General features: G+C 64.7%; 14 protein-coding genes. 6 read left to right on the top strand and 8 right to left on the bottom strand.

What is annotated here, in order from left to right; all coding sequences use genetic code 11:
* Positions 1-452, bottom strand: a 452-nt coding sequence (locus tag AWB81_RS36190) for an acyl-CoA dehydrogenase family protein (RefSeq protein WP_200822605.1), incomplete at its 3' end; no start/stop codon positions are given.
* A 320-nt stretch (positions 453-772) separates the two neighbouring features.
* Between AWB81_RS36190 and AWB81_RS36185 the strand changes: the two genes are divergently transcribed.
* Positions 773-2,392, top strand: a complete 1,620-nt coding sequence (locus AWB81_RS36185) for a 3-(methylthio)propionyl-CoA ligase (RefSeq protein ID WP_062642591.1) — start codon at positions 773-775, stop codon at positions 2,390-2,392.
* 18 nt (positions 2,393-2,410) lie between these two features.
* Here AWB81_RS36185 and AWB81_RS36180 read toward each other — a convergent pair whose 3' ends face one another.
* A complete protein-coding gene (locus AWB81_RS36180) occupies positions 2,411-3,382 on the bottom strand; it encodes an AraC family transcriptional regulator (protein WP_062642598.1) in 972 nt (323 codons plus the stop codon).
* Positions 3,383-3,473: 91 nt separating this feature from the next.
* Positions 3,474-3,944: a 2,4'-dihydroxyacetophenone dioxygenase family protein gene (locus AWB81_RS36175; protein ID WP_062642589.1), complete on the bottom strand. Its 471-nt coding sequence runs from the start codon at positions 3,942-3,944 to the stop codon at positions 3,474-3,476.
* A 105-nt stretch (positions 3,945-4,049) separates the two neighbouring features.
* On the opposite strand from AWB81_RS36175, the gene AWB81_RS36170 reads away from it, so the two are divergent.
* From AWB81_RS36170 to AWB81_RS36155, 4 genes are all read left to right on the top strand, one after another.
* The gene (locus AWB81_RS36170; RefSeq protein ID WP_062642587.1) at positions 4,050-4,976 is read left to right on the top strand and encodes an ABC transporter ATP-binding protein; all 927 of its coding nucleotides are present in this window, start codon (positions 4,050-4,052) and stop codon (positions 4,974-4,976) included.
* Entirely contained in the window at positions 4,973-5,734 is a 762-nt protein-coding gene (locus AWB81_RS36165) for an ABC transporter permease (RefSeq protein ID WP_062642585.1), read from the top strand. The genes AWB81_RS36170 and AWB81_RS36165 overlap by 4 nt, the downstream gene beginning before the upstream one ends.
* A gap of 79 nt (positions 5,735-5,813) precedes the next feature.
* The gene (msrB, locus tag AWB81_RS36160) at positions 5,814-6,326 is read left to right on the top strand and encodes a peptide-methionine (R)-S-oxide reductase MsrB (protein ID WP_062642595.1); all 513 of its coding nucleotides are present in this window, start codon (positions 5,814-5,816) and stop codon (positions 6,324-6,326) included.
* A 36-nt stretch (positions 6,327-6,362) separates the two neighbouring features.
* Entirely contained in the window at positions 6,363-6,944 is a 582-nt protein-coding gene (locus tag AWB81_RS36155) for a hydrolase (protein WP_062642584.1), read from the top strand.
* A gap of 28 nt (positions 6,945-6,972) precedes the next feature.
* On the opposite strand, the gene AWB81_RS36150 is transcribed toward AWB81_RS36155, so the two are convergent.
* The 4 genes from AWB81_RS36150 to AWB81_RS36135 all read right to left on the bottom strand — a co-directional run bounded on the left by AWB81_RS36150 (position 6,973) and on the right by AWB81_RS36135 (position 10,982).
* Entirely contained in the window at positions 6,973-8,316 is a 1,344-nt protein-coding gene (locus tag AWB81_RS36150) for an MFS transporter (RefSeq protein WP_062642583.1), read from the bottom strand.
* Between the two features lie 177 nt (positions 8,317-8,493).
* Complete coding sequence (kce, locus tag AWB81_RS36145) at positions 8,494-9,426, bottom strand: 3,5-dioxohexanoate:acetyl-CoA acetone transferase (RefSeq protein WP_062642582.1); 933 nt, start codon at positions 9,424-9,426, stop codon at positions 8,494-8,496.
* A 22-nt stretch (positions 9,427-9,448) separates the two neighbouring features.
* The gene (locus AWB81_RS36140) at positions 9,449-10,240 is read right to left on the bottom strand and encodes an SDR family oxidoreductase (protein ID WP_062642581.1); all 792 of its coding nucleotides are present in this window, start codon (positions 10,238-10,240) and stop codon (positions 9,449-9,451) included.
* 82 nt (positions 10,241-10,322) lie between these two features.
* The gene (locus AWB81_RS36135; RefSeq protein WP_062642593.1) at positions 10,323-10,982 is read right to left on the bottom strand and encodes a GntR family transcriptional regulator; all 660 of its coding nucleotides are present in this window, start codon (positions 10,980-10,982) and stop codon (positions 10,323-10,325) included.
* A 400-nt stretch (positions 10,983-11,382) separates the two neighbouring features.
* Here AWB81_RS36135 and AWB81_RS36130 point away from each other — a divergent pair, with 400 nt between their 5' ends.
* Entirely contained in the window at positions 11,383-11,865 is a 483-nt protein-coding gene (locus tag AWB81_RS36130) for a hypothetical protein (protein ID WP_062642580.1), read from the top strand.
* A gap of 292 nt (positions 11,866-12,157) precedes the next feature.
* Here AWB81_RS36130 and AWB81_RS36125 read toward each other — a convergent pair whose 3' ends face one another.
* On the bottom strand, positions 12,158-13,324 hold the full coding sequence (locus AWB81_RS36125) for a metallophosphoesterase (RefSeq protein WP_062642579.1): 1,167 nt from the start codon (positions 13,322-13,324) through the stop codon (positions 12,158-12,160).
* Between the last annotated feature and the right edge of the window lie 253 nt (positions 13,325-13,577).

Here is a 13,577-nt window from a genome sequence, read left to right as displayed (position 1 = left end):
TTCGGCACGTAGAGCTGCTTTTGCGCATCGGTGCCGGCGGTCAGCAGCGCTTCGATCGCGCCATCCGTCAGAAGCGGACAAAGCGCGAACGACATGTTCGCGGCGTTCATCATCTCGATGCAGGGCGTGGCGATCAGCTTAGGCAGGCCCTGGCCGTCGTATTCGACCGGATGCATCACGCCTTGCCAGCCGCCTTCGGCAAACTGGCGAAACGCGTCCTTGAAACCGGGCGACGTCGTGACTTCGCCGTTGGACCAAGTGCTCGGATTCTTGTCGCCTTCGAAATTGAGCGGCGCCAGCACTTCGCCGTTGAACTTGGCGGCTTCGTCGAGGACGGCCTGGGCGGTGTCGAGATTCGCGTCTTCGAAACCCGGAAGTGTGGCTACTTTTGTAATGTCAGCGAGGTCGCGCATGACGAACAACATGTCTTTCAGGGGTGCGGTATAGCTCATTTCTGTCTCCAATTGGGGGCTGCCGCACGACTCCTGACACATGCCATGCGATGCGGATATCGAATCCTAGCCCCATGCGCCGCAATCCCCGATATCCGAACCTGCCCTTTGATTGACAAAACCTGCCGCTCGCCGTCTCGCTAGGGGATCACCCGTAGGCGCTTCCGATGTGCGGCGTCGCTTGGCTGGTTTTGTCAATCAATCGGCCGGGACTGCAAGTTCGGTTTGCGTTGGCCTTCCTTAGAATCGGGGCGCACTTGCAATACACACAAGGGCGACCGGCACCCGACCGCGACCGCCCAAGAGAATGGAGACGAGCAATGGAACTGCTGGGCCAGATGATGCACACGCCGATGCTGCTGTCATCGATACTCGAACAGGCGGCGCGCCACTCCGCCGACGTGGAGATCGTGTCGCGCCGTGTCGAAGGGGACACTCACCGCTATACGTATCGCGACTGTCACGCGCGCTCGATGCAGCTCGCGCAGGCGCTTCTCGCAAGCGGTATCGAAGCGGGCGACCGCGTCGGCACGCTGGCCTGGAATGGCTACCGGCACATGGAGCTGTACTACGGCGTGAGCGGGATCGGGGCGGTGTGCCACACGATCAACCCGCGTCTTTTTCCCGAGCAGATCGTCTTCATCGTCAATCACGCGCGCGATCGTTTCGTGTTCTTCGATGCGTCGTTCCTGCCGCTCGTCGAACAGATCGCCGCGCTTTGTCCGCATGTCGAAAAGTGGATCATGCTGTGCGACGAAACGACGCTGCCGCGTGATTGCGCTGTGCCGTTCGCGAGCTACGAGGCGCTGATCGCGCCGCACACGGACCGCTTTGCGTGGCCGCGCTTCAATGAAGAGCGCGCGGCGCTCCTGTGCTACACGTCGGGCACCACGGGCGACCCGAAAGGCGTGCTCTATTCCCACCGCTCGATCACGCTGATGTGCTACGGATCGGCGCTGCCTGACTCGCTGGCGCTCTCGGCGACCGAAACCATTGCTCCCGTCGTGCCGATGTTCCATGTGAACGCGTGGGGCATTCCGTTCTCGGCGACGCTCGTCGGCGCGAAACTGGTGCTGCCCGGCGCGAAGCTCGACGGCGAGTCGCTGGCCACGCTCTTCGAGGAAGAAGGCGTGACGATGTCGGCGGGCGTTCCCACTGTGTGGCTCGGTTTCGTCGACTACATGCGGCGCACGGGCCGCACGACCTCGACGTTCAAGCGCGCGGTCGTCGGCGGCGCGGCGTGTCCGCCGCATCTCGCGGGAGCGCTGGGCGAAGTCGGCGTCAAGGCGGTGCATGCGTGGGGCATGACGGAGCTGTCGCCGCTCGGAACCGTGTGCTCGCCCTCGCGCGGTTACGCCGCGAAGAGCGAAGCGGCGCGCGCGGCAATCGACGTCAAGCAGGGCCGCGCGGTGCCCGGCATCGACCTGAAGATCGTCGGCGGCGACGGCGGCGAACTGCCGTGGGACGGTACGTCGGCGGGCGACCTGATGGCGCGCGGCCACTGGGTCGCCGAGCGCTATTTCGGCCGCGACGAGTCGCCGCTCGTGGACGGCTGGTTCCCGACCGGCGACGTCGCCACCATCGACCCCGACGGCTACATGCACATTACGGACCGCAGCAAGGACGTGATCAAGTCGGGCGGCGAATGGATTTCGTCGATCGAACTGGAGAACATCGCAATGTCGCATCCGGAGATCGCAAAGGCGGCGTGTATCGCGTGCGCGCATCCGAAGTGGGACGAGAGGCCGCTGATCGTCGCCGTGCGCCGGGAGGGCAGCGCGGTGGACGCGGGGCAACTGCTCGACTTCTATTCGGGCAAGGTTGCGAAGTGGTGCGTTCCGGACGACGTCGTGTTCGTCGACGACCTGCCGCTCACCGCGACGGGCAAGCTGCAAAAGATGGCACTGCGGCAGCGCTTCGGCGGACATTTCACGGCGTGATTGGCCGGCGCGCCGCGCTCACGCCGCCCGGCGATAGGTGTTCGGCGTGCTGCCGGTCCAGTGCCGGAACGCACGATGAAACGCGGTCGGGTTGTCGAAGCCGACGTCGTACGCGATCTCCGCGATCGCATCTCCCGAGCGCGTGAGCCGCTGGATCGCGATGTCGCGCCGCACTTCGTCCTTGATCGCCTGGAAGGTCGTGGCTTCCGCGGCGAGCCGCCGGCACAGCGTGCGCACGGAGAAGTGCAGGTGCTGCGCGACGTCGTCGATGGTGGGCGTGCCCGGCAGGCAGTCGGCTACGAATTGCCGCACGCGATGGCAGACGAGTTGCTCCGCGAACGACACGAAGATCCAGTCCTCGGGCGCGCGCGCGAGGAACTTCTTCAAGTCGGGCTTGCGCTGGCGGATCGGCATGTCGAGGTAGGCGGCGTCGAAGCCGATGCGCGTCGCGTCGCAGCCGAAGCGGATCGGTCCGGGAAAGAGATAGAGGTGATCGCTCGCCTGCGCCGGGCGCGCGAAGTGGAAGTTCACTTCGACGAGCGGAATCTTCTGCCCGATGAGCCACGACGCCACGCCATGCACGAGCTTGAGCATCAGTTCGTGCCCGAGCGCGCTGACGGACGGACCGTGCGGATTCGCCGCCATCTGCACGTAGCCGAGCGCGCCGTCGCGATGCGACTGCAGACGGAAATCGTCGAGGATCAGATGAAAGAACTGTCCGAAGCGGTGCAGCGCGATTTCCAGCTTCGACGCATCGAGCAGGCTCAGGCCCAGGTATTTCAGCGTGCCGTTGCGTAAGGGGCGGCTGAAGATGCCGGGCATTTCGTCGTCGAGTTCCATCGCGAGCAGGCGATAGAGCGTCGAGAACTGTTCCTGCGTCACGCGCGCGGCCGGCTCGCGCAGCAATTCGTGCGGGATGCCCGAGCGCTCGGCGAGCGGCGCGATGGCGTTGGGGTCGGCACCAGAGAGGAAGCCGTTGACGACCGAGATCGGGACAGTGGCGGATAGCGGATTCAAGCGCGCGACATGAGTGGCCGAAGGTGGCCTATTTTGTCACAGTCGAAGGACGCGGGACGTGCGTTCAGGCAAACGCGGTCAGGTCGCGCGGCGCGATGCCGTTCGCCTCGCAATACGCGGCATAACGATCCCAGCCGCTCTTCCAGCTTTCGATGGCGATCACCTGCTGGCGATCGTTCATGAAAAGCAGGTCGCCCTGGATGATGTTGAGCGTCACGATGTCCTCGGCGCCGGGAAGCGCCTGCGGCGTATGCGTCGATCCCGCCGTCTCGTAGACGACACTTCCCGCCTCCGCGATCCACCCGTGCTCGCGGTATTTCCATCGCCCCTGAACCGTATAGACGATCACCGTGCCCGTGTGGCGATGGATCGGCATCTGTCCGGCAGCGGGCGCCTTCAGGAGCGCGATCACCTCGCCGCGAACCGGATCGAGCTTGAAGTACTTGACGAGCACCTTGTCGCTATATGGCGTGAACGGTACCCACGGTACGTCCGCATCGTTGATGCAGGCGGTTTCGATCTGTTCGAACAGCATGGCTTTGACTCCTCGTGGTGCCGGTTTCCGGTGTTGCAACGCGTCATTTTGACAGGCGCGGGATCGCTTGAGCCGGATTCGGCGGTATCTGATATTGTCCACGCCATGCAAACAATCATCACCGTATCGAAGCTCGGCAAGACCTATGCGTCGGGCTTTCAGGCGCTGAAAGGGATCGATCTCGCGATCCGGCGCGGCGAGATCTTCGCGCTGCTCGGCCCGAACGGAGCGGGCAAGACCACGCTCATCAGCACGATCTGCGGAATCGTCAATCCGAGCGAAGGCAGCATTCACGTCGACGGGCACGACATCATTACCGATTACCGCGCCGCGCGCTCGCGCATCGGGCTCGTGCCGCAGGAGCTGACCACCGACGCCTTCGAAACCGTCTGGGCGACCGTCTCCTTCAGCCGTGGCCTCTTCGGCAAGCCGCCGAATCCGGCGCATATCGAGAAGGTTCTGAAGTCGCTCTCGCTCTGGAGCAAGAAGGACAACAAGATCATTACGCTCTCGGGCGGCATGAAGCGGCGCGTGCTGATCGCGAAGGCGCTCTCGCACGAGCCGGACATCCTCTTTCTCGACGAACCCACGGCGGGCGTCGACGTGGAACTGCGGCGCGACATGTGGCAACTCGTGCGCTCGCTGAAGGCGAACGGCGTGACCATCATCCTCACGACGCACTATATCGACGAAGCGGAGGAGATGGCCGACCGCATCGGCGTGATCAGCCGCGGCGAGATCATTCTCGTCGAGGAGAAGGCCGAGCTGATGCGCAAGCTCGGCAAGAAAAGGCTCACGCTGCAACTCGATCATCCGCTCGACCGCGTGCCCGAAGCGCTCGAACGTTACGGCATGGAACTGTCGGCGGAGAAATCGGAACTCGTCTACACCTACGACGCGCACGACGAACCCGGCCGCATCATCGCGCTCTTGCGCCACATCGACGAGGCGGGCGTCAGGTTCAAGGACCTTCAGACGACGCAGAGTTCGCTCGAAGACATCTTCGTGAGCCTTGTCAGGGAGACGCGATGAACCTCCACGCAGTGCGCGCGATCTACCGCTTCGAAATGGCTCGCACGGCGCGCACGCTGATGCAGAGCATCGTGTCGCCGGTCATTTCGACATCGCTCTACTTCGTCGTGTTCGGCGCGGCCATCGGCTCGCGCATTCCGCAAGTCGACGGCATCAGCTACGGCGCGTTCATCGTGCCGGGACTGGTGATGCTGTCACTGCTGACGCAGAGCATCTCGAACGCGTCGTTCGGCATCTATTTCCCGAAGTTCACCGGAACCATCTACGAACTGCTGTCCGCGCCCATTTCCTATCTGGAGATCGTCGTGAGCTATGTCGGCGCGGCGGCGACCAAGTCGGTCATCCTTGGTCTCATCATCCTCGTGACCGCTCGGCTCTTCGTGCCGCTCAGGATCGATCATCCGGTCTGGATGATCGTGTTCCTGCTTCTGACTTCGGTGACGTTCAGCCTGCTCGGGTTCATCATTGGCATCTGGGCCGACGGCTTCGAGAAACTTCAGGTGATTCCGCTTCTGATCGTCACGCCGCTCACGTTCCTCGGCGGCAGCTTCTATTCGATCGAGATCCTGCCGCCGTTCTGGAAGACAGTCGCGCTGTTCAATCCGGTGGTTTATCTGATCAGCGGCTTCCGATGGAGCTTCTACGGGCTCGCGGACGTGAGCGTCGGCGTGAGCCTCGCGATGACGCTCGTATTCCTCGGAATATTCACGGTGATCGTCGCGTGGATCTTTCGCACGGGTTACCGACTCAAAACGTAGGCGCGCGACGCGGCCGCTTTTCAGGTATGTATCGTGCAAGCGGCATAAACGAGCCGGCCGGCAAATCGGGGTGGGCATGATGAAAAGCACGAAACGCAGTTTTCTCGGAGCGCTGGCCGCGACCGTCGCGGGCGGCGTCGACGCGTGGCGCGGAGTCGGAGCGGGCAGCGCGCGGGCGGCTGGCGCCGCGCCGCCTGCCTACGAGGTCAGCCGCAGCGACGCCGAGTGGCGCAGGCTGCTGACGCCCGCGCAGTTCAAGGTGATGCGCCAGGAAGGCACCGAGCGGCCGTTCACGAGCGCGCTCAACGATGAACATCGCGCGGGCATATTTTCCTGCGCGGGGTGCCGGCTCGATCTGTTCTCGTCGAAGACGAAATTCGAAAGCGGGACTGGCTGGCCGAGCTTCTGGCAGCCGCTCGACGGCGCCGTCTCGACGCGCACCGACACCTCGTTCGGCATGGAGCGCAACGAGGTGCACTGCCGGCGCTGCGGCGGACATCTGGGCCACGTTTTCGACGACGGCCCCAAACCCACCGGACTGCGCTACTGCATGAACGGCGTCGCGCTGGTGTTCACGCCGAAGACGGTCTGAGGGCCGCCGGCGGCTCAAACGCGAGACAGTTTCCAAATGACCATCGACGAATTCAAGCTGCAAAGCCATTCCACCGCGCTCGTGCTGATCGACCTGCAGGCGGGCATCGCCGCGCTGCCGGTGCAGCCGAACAGCGCCGCCGACGTGCTCGCCAACGCGCGCCTGCTCGCCGACCGCTTTCGCGCGCTCGATGCGCCCGTTGTGCTGGTGAGGGTCGCGTTTCCGGCCGCGCCCGGCGGCCTGCGCCCGATCACCGATTCGGGTCAGGCTGCGCCCGCCGCCGAACCCGCGGGATGGAGCGAGTTGTGTCCCGAGGTCGGCGTGGCGGCGTCGGACATCGTCATCACGAAGCGGCAGTGGGGCGCGTTCTACGGCACCGAACTCGATCTGCAACTGCGCCGGCGTGGCATAGATACGATCGTGCTCGGCGGGATCGCGACGCACGTCGGCGTGGAATCGACGGCGCGCGCGGCGTTCGAGCACGGCTATCAGCAAATTTTTGTCGAGGACGCGATGAGCGACCTGCACGCCGACACGCACGAGTCCACCTTCCGGTACGTGTTTCCGCGCATCGGGCGGATTCGCTCGACCGAAGAGGTGCTGGCGGCGCTGGCCTGAATCCTGAGCCAGCTGGCGCCGCCCGCGCTTACACGGTCTTGTGAGCCGGCGACGCGACGGTCTGCGCGCGTTCTTCCGAGCCGTGTCGCAGCCGCACGCTGACAAGCGCCGCGACCACCAGCGCGGCGGCGAGCAGGATCAGCCCGTTCATTGCTCGGCCGGTTGACTGCTCGATCATGCCCATCACGGTCGGTCCGACGAATCCGCCGAGCAGCCCGCATGAATTGACGAGACCGAGGCCGCCCGCGAGCGCGCTGCCCGAGAGCCGCGACGACGGAAACGTGAAGATGATCGACTGCACGACGAAGAACATCGACGCCGACAGGCACACGCCGAGCAATCCGATCGCGGGCGTCGCGTAGGCGGCGAGCAGGAGCCCCGACGCCATCACCACCAATCCGCCGAACAGGATGCGCCGGCTTCGCACCGAGTTGCTCGCGAAGCGCGGCAGCGTGGCGGCGCCGGCCGCAGCCGCGAGCCAGGGCGTCGCGCTAAGCAGGCCGATCGTGAAAGGCGAGAAGTGCCCCGACGCGCCGATGATTCCCGGCAGGAAGAAGATCACCGTGTAGATCGTGAGCTGGTGGCAGAAGTAGACGAAGATCGCGAGCCAAACCTGACGGTCGCGCAGGCAGGCGCCGAACGAGTGAGCGCCGCGGCCGGGCGCGTGGCTGTCCTGTTCGGCGGCGAGACGCCGTTCGAGCGCTTCGGCTTCGTCGCGTGCGAGCCACGGCGCCTTGGTCGGACGGTCGGGCAGCTTTTTCCAGACGACCCAGGCGAGCAGCACCGCCGGGATCCCTTCGATCACGAAAAGCCACTGCCAGCCGTGAAATCCGAGCGCGCCGTCGAATTCGAGCAGCGCGCCGCCAAGCGGCCCGCCGACGATATTCGCGATACACACGCCGAGCAGGAAATAGCCCGTCGCCCGCGCGCGTTCCTCACGGCCGAACCAGTACGTGAGATACAGCATCACGCCCGGAAAGAGCCCCGCCTCGGCCGCGCCGAGCAGAAGCCGCATCACGTAGAACGACGTCTCGCCGCGCACGAACGCCATGCCGATCGACAACAGTCCCCACGTGATCATGATGCGCGTGATCCAGAAGCGCGCGCCGACCTTGTGCATCACGAGGTTGCTTGGAATCTCGAAGGCCGCGTAGGTCAGGAAGAAGAGGCCCGCTCCGAGGCCATAGGCCGCCGCGGACATGCCGAGGTCGATGCACATCGAATGCTTCGCGAGCGCGATGTTCGTGCGGTCGAGAAAGCTGATCACGTAGACGATCACGAGCAGCGGCATCAGCTTGCGGATCAGCAGCTGGTTGAGCGACGACTGCGCCGGCGACGGCGCGCGTGGCGCGGATGAATGGTGAATCGACATGGATACTCCCGAGTTGGATCGGCGGTGCGGCTCTTGAGCGAGAGCCGTAACGGTGGGTCGGAAGCCGGCGGCCGGCCGGCGAGGGCGGGCGCGAAGGCCCGCCCGTGGGTTTCATCGCGCCTGCGTGTCTTCGGTCTGCATGGGTTTTGTCTCCTGTTTCTTGTAGATGTGGGGTGATCAGAACGCGACGTTGTCGCCGCCCTTCAGCTTCAGCATTGCGCGGGCCTCCTGCGGCGTCGCGACTTCGAGCGAAAGGCCTTCGATCACCTGCCGGATCTTCCGGACCTGCGCCGCGCTCGATTCCGCCAGTTGGCCCGGCGCGATCCACAGCGAGTCTTCAAGACCCACGCGCACGTTGGAACCCTGCGCAGCGCCCATCGTCGCGAGAGGAATCTGATGGCGTCCGGCGCCGAGGATCGACCAGACATAGTCGTTGCCGAACAGGCGGTCGGCGGTGCGCTTCATGTGCGCGAGATCCTCGGGATGCGGCCCGATCCCGCCGAGCAGTCCGAACACGCTCTGCACGAAGAACGGCGCCTTGGCGAGCCCGCGATCGACGAAATGCGCGAGGTTGTAGAGATGCGAGATGTCGTAGCACTCGAATTCGAAACGGGTGCCGTTCGCGCCGCACGAGGTCAGGATGTACTCGATATCGGCGAAGGTGTTCTTGAAGACGAGATCGCGGCTCTTCGCGAGATGCTCGCGTTCCCAGTCGTGCTTGAGATCCTTGAAGCGATCGAGCATCGGATAGAGGCCGAAGTTCATCGACCCCATGTTGAGCGACGCCACTTCCGGCTGGAAACGATGCGCGGGCTTCAGGCGCTCCGCGACCGTCATGTGCGGGCTGCCGCCCGTCGTCAGGTTGATGACGGCGTCGGTCTGTTCCTTCACGCGCGGCAGGAAGCGCTCGAAAACCGCCGGGTCCTGCGTCGGGCGCCCGTCCTCGGGATCGCGCGCATGCAGGTGCAGGATCGCCGCGCCTTCGCGGGCGGCCGAGAGCGCCGCGTTCGCGATCTCGTCGGGCGTCACGGGAAGGTGCGGCGACATCGAAGGCGTATGGATCGCGCCCGTCGGCGCGCAGGTGATGATGACTTTGCGAGTGGTGGCCATGGTGATGTTCTCGAGTCGGTGATCAGAGTGTTTCGACGTTGCCGCAGACGGAGAGCGCTTGTCCCGAGATCGCGCTGCCGGCGGGCGAACTGAGGAAGAGCACGCTCGCCGCGACCTCTTCCTGCGTGACCATGCGGCGCAGTGAAATCTTCTCCAGATAGCGCGCTTCCATGTCTTCGTAGCTCAAGCCGAGTTGCTTCGCGCGCGCGGCGATCACGCCTTCCATGCGCGGCCCCTTCACGATGCCGGGCTGCACGGCATTCACGCGGATGTTGTCGGGACCGAGTTCGATCGCGAGGCTCTTCGCCAGGCCGACGAGCGCCCATTTGGTCGCGGAGTAGGGTGTGCGAAAGCCGTACCCGAGCCGTCCCGCCACCGACGACATGAACACCATCACGCCGCCGTCCGTCGCGTGACGCAGGAGCGGCACGGCGCGCCGCGCAAACTGGTAGTGGCTGTTGAGGTTGACGTCGATGGTCTTCTCCCAGTCCGCCGGATCGATTTCGTCGATGCCGCCCGTCGGGCCCGCGATGCCCGCGTTGTTGATCAGAACGTCGAGGCCGCCCAGTTCACGCTCCACGTCTTCGAAGACGCGCGCGACATCGGCCGCGTCGGCGACGTTCGCACGCGTGCCGGTGACGGCGGGCAGCGCGCTCGCGAGCGTGTCAATCGCCTTGCCGTCGATATCGCAGACGTGCACGCGCGCACCCGTCGACACGAACGCCTTGGCGATCGCGAGACCGATGCCCGACGCGCCGCCCGTGATCAGCACGCGCAAGCCGGCGCGCGGTGTGAGAAGTTTGAGTGCGTCCATCGGTGTTTCTCCTTTTTCGGGGTGATTAGTGATGCAAATCGTTTTGTCAGAAGCGCGACGCCTGGTCGCGCGTGCTGGGCGGCTAGCGGATCGCCTGCCGCGGCGCGTCGGCGTATTGCGTGCGCAGGCGCTCACTCAGGTTATCGGCCGCATCGCCGATGTCGCGCGCGATGCCCGCCCGGGCGAGCGCGCCGTCGCGTTGCCAGAGCGCATCGATGATCTGCCGGTGCGCGGCCATCGAACGGCGCATGTGCGGAATATCCGGCGCGACCATGTTCAGGAACGGCCCGATGCGCATCCACATGTTCTGGATCGTACCGAGCGTGATGTCGCTCGCGCCGTGCCGGTAGATGCTAGTGTGAAACGCGAAATTGCTGCGCAGGTACGCGGCGGCGTCGCCGGCCTCGACGTGGGCGTTCATCGTGTCGAAGATCGCCTGGACGGCGGCTAGGTGCGCGTCGGTCATGCGCGAAGCGGCGCGCTCGGCGACGCAGCCTTCCAGCGCGATGCGCACATCGCGCAACTCGTCGATCAGGTCGAAGGTCATCGGCGGGACCATCATCGCGCGGCCCGGACCGTCGACGAGCGCGCCTTCCGCACGCAGGCGCGTGAGGGCGCCGCGCACCGGCATCGTCGACGAACCGACGGCTTCCGCGACGCCGCGCAGGCTGAGCGGCTGGCCGGGCGCAAAGCGGCCGCTCATGATCGCTTCGCGCAATTGTTGATACACCTTGCCCGCCATCGTTTCATGCGCGATGGCTTCGAGCGCGGGGATTGCCTGCGGGCCGGAACGGGTTGCCACTGCCAAGACGCCTCCAAGTTCTGCGATGTGTGACCTGTGATCACACTGTACGGAAGTGTGGGCGGACTGGCGGTCAAAGTCAACGGACGCGCTCTAAGGGCAACTACTGAGTCGCTCCTCGGCGCGCTGATTTTTCGGTGCCGCATGGCTGATACGGAAATCCGGCATTCGACTCGACTCCTGCTTGTCCGAACGGCTTATCTCAAAATGAATGTACTGAAAATAAAATCATTCGATTGACAAGGGATATCTCGAAAAACAGACTTTTGGGGTTTCGCTTTTTATTAATCCGGTCACGACGATCGTGATGAAAGTTATTTAATTCAATAGGAGTAGTTCCATGAAAGTCAAATCAGTTTCGGATTTTGTCGTCGCAACAATTGCCACCGCGCTTGTCTCGTTTCCAATTTTGGCGTCAGCGGCTTCGGACAGGATCACGCTGGACGGCGAGGCGTCGATGAAGGTCGCAGGAACCGTCAAATCGGTCGATGCGGCGAAGCGCACCGTCACGATCGTCGATGCGCAGGGCGGAAGCGCCTCGCTCGAAGTCGGCGAGGACGTGCGGAACCTCTACAAGCTGCAAAGCGGCCAGCGCGTGTTCGGCACGACGAACCGTCAGGTCCATCTGACCGTTCTGTCCGCCGGCGAGCAGGCACCCCGAGTGGCGCAAGTGGTAAGCGTCGACCAGACGGCAGGCGTGGTTGTCCTCAAAGACGCGCAGGGCGAGACCGTGAACGTCAAGGCAGGCGACACCCGCAAGGCCGCAACCCTGAAGGCGGGCGATCGTGTGGCGATCGACATCCCGGCGGCCGCAGGCGCGTGATCGCATCGAAACGCGAGTAGCGCGCTCCTCAATCGGATTTGTCGGAGTTTTCCAGTATCGGACGGAATCGCGCATCGGTAACTTGGCGGTTCTGTCGTTCGGCGAGTCCCCGCTTGGCGTCCGACGGTCGTCCTGCCTGATCCCGGGGCCCCGGGCCCGGCCTGACGAGGCGCTTTCCCCGAGCGCAAAAGACGCGGGAGCAAGTCGTACCTCGGCGCATTCCCGTCGTCATTCTCCGGTCCATCCGGCGCAAGCCGGATGGACTCTTTCTTCTCCTGCGACTTCCCGCTGCCTACGCGCCGGACACACCCGTGACCAGCCGCAGGCGCGTGATCTCCGAAGGCGCGCCCAGCCGCTTCGGCGGTCCCCAGTATCCGGTGCCGCGGCTCGTGTAGACCCACAGTCCGTCGAGCCGGGCGAGGCCCGCGACAAACGGCTGCTGCAATCGCACGAAGAAATTCCACGGGAAGAACTGTCCGCCGTGCGTGTGCCCCGACAGTTGCAGCGTGTAGCCCGCGGCCGCGGCCGCTGGCGCGCTGCGCGGCTGGTGCGCGAGCAGCAGCCGCACCGTGGCGTCCGTTGGCGCGCCCTGCAACGCCGCGGCCGGATCGCTCTTGTGCGCCGGATCGAAACTGCCCGCGTTGTAGTCGGTCACGCCGGCCACCACCGCGCGCGCGCCGTCGTGGTTCAGCACGACGTGCTGGTTCATCAGCACGGTCAGGCCGAGCCGGCGGAATTCGGCGACCCATTTGTCCGCGCCCGAGTAGTACTCATGATTGCCCGTGACGAGAAACGCCCCGTGCCGTGCGCTCAACGCTCCGAGCGGGCGCGTGTGGTCGGCGAGATGCGGCACGGCGCCATCGACGACATCGCCCGTCACCGCGATCAGGTCCGGCTCGAGCCCGTTCACCGCCGCGACGATCCGCTCGACGTAATGGCGCTTGATGGTCGGTCCAACGTGGATGTCGCTGATCTGCACGATCGTGAAGCCGTTCAGCGGGGCGGGCAGGTTGTCGATGGGCACATCGACCGTGACGATGGGCGCGCGTCGCCGCGCGTTGTAGAACCCCACCGCCGACGACAGCACCGCCAGCGCGGGCACGGCGAGCGCGCTCTGCGCGATGAAGACGGGCGAGCCGATCGGCACGCCGCGCGCCCAGTCGACGAGATGGATCGCGAGCAGCACGACGTCGCGCGCAAAGGTCAGCACGAGCAGCGACGAAAAGAATCCCATCGCGATGAGCCCGATCCACGCGAGGCGGTCGGAGAGCGGTTGCTGTTCGATCGTGCGCGCGGCCATGCCGAGCGGAATCAGCAGCACGGAAGCGACGAGCACGAGTACCGCGAGCCAGCGCAACGGAGCGCCGACGGGTGCAGCCGGAATGAGGCGCACGCCGACGTAGAGGTGAAACAGGATGCCGATACCGATGACGCGAAAAAAGAACGCTGAGCGTCGCATAGAGCGCCTGAGAGGGAGAAAAAACGGGCGACAGTCGGTCGTGCCCTGAATGGAACCGATTCTACCGTTTCGCCCGAAACCTTGGCGGCAGCAGGGCGGGCGTGCCAGTTGAGACGCGCGTTGCAATGCATCCGGAAACGATTTAGTCGGACCTGCAAAATTGGGTTTTGTTCGTGGACGCCTCGGGGCGTTCATCAGGTGGCCTTGTACTTTTCGAACTCAGGCAGTTGTAGGAGGTGCGAGCAAGGTTCCT

The organism is Caballeronia arationis, from assembly GCF_001544975.2.
GTDB lineage: Bacteria > Pseudomonadota > Gammaproteobacteria > Burkholderiales > Burkholderiaceae > Caballeronia > Caballeronia arationis.
Note: the sequence above shows the minus strand (reverse complement) of the source record. Positions and strands in the feature narration are given on the sequence as shown.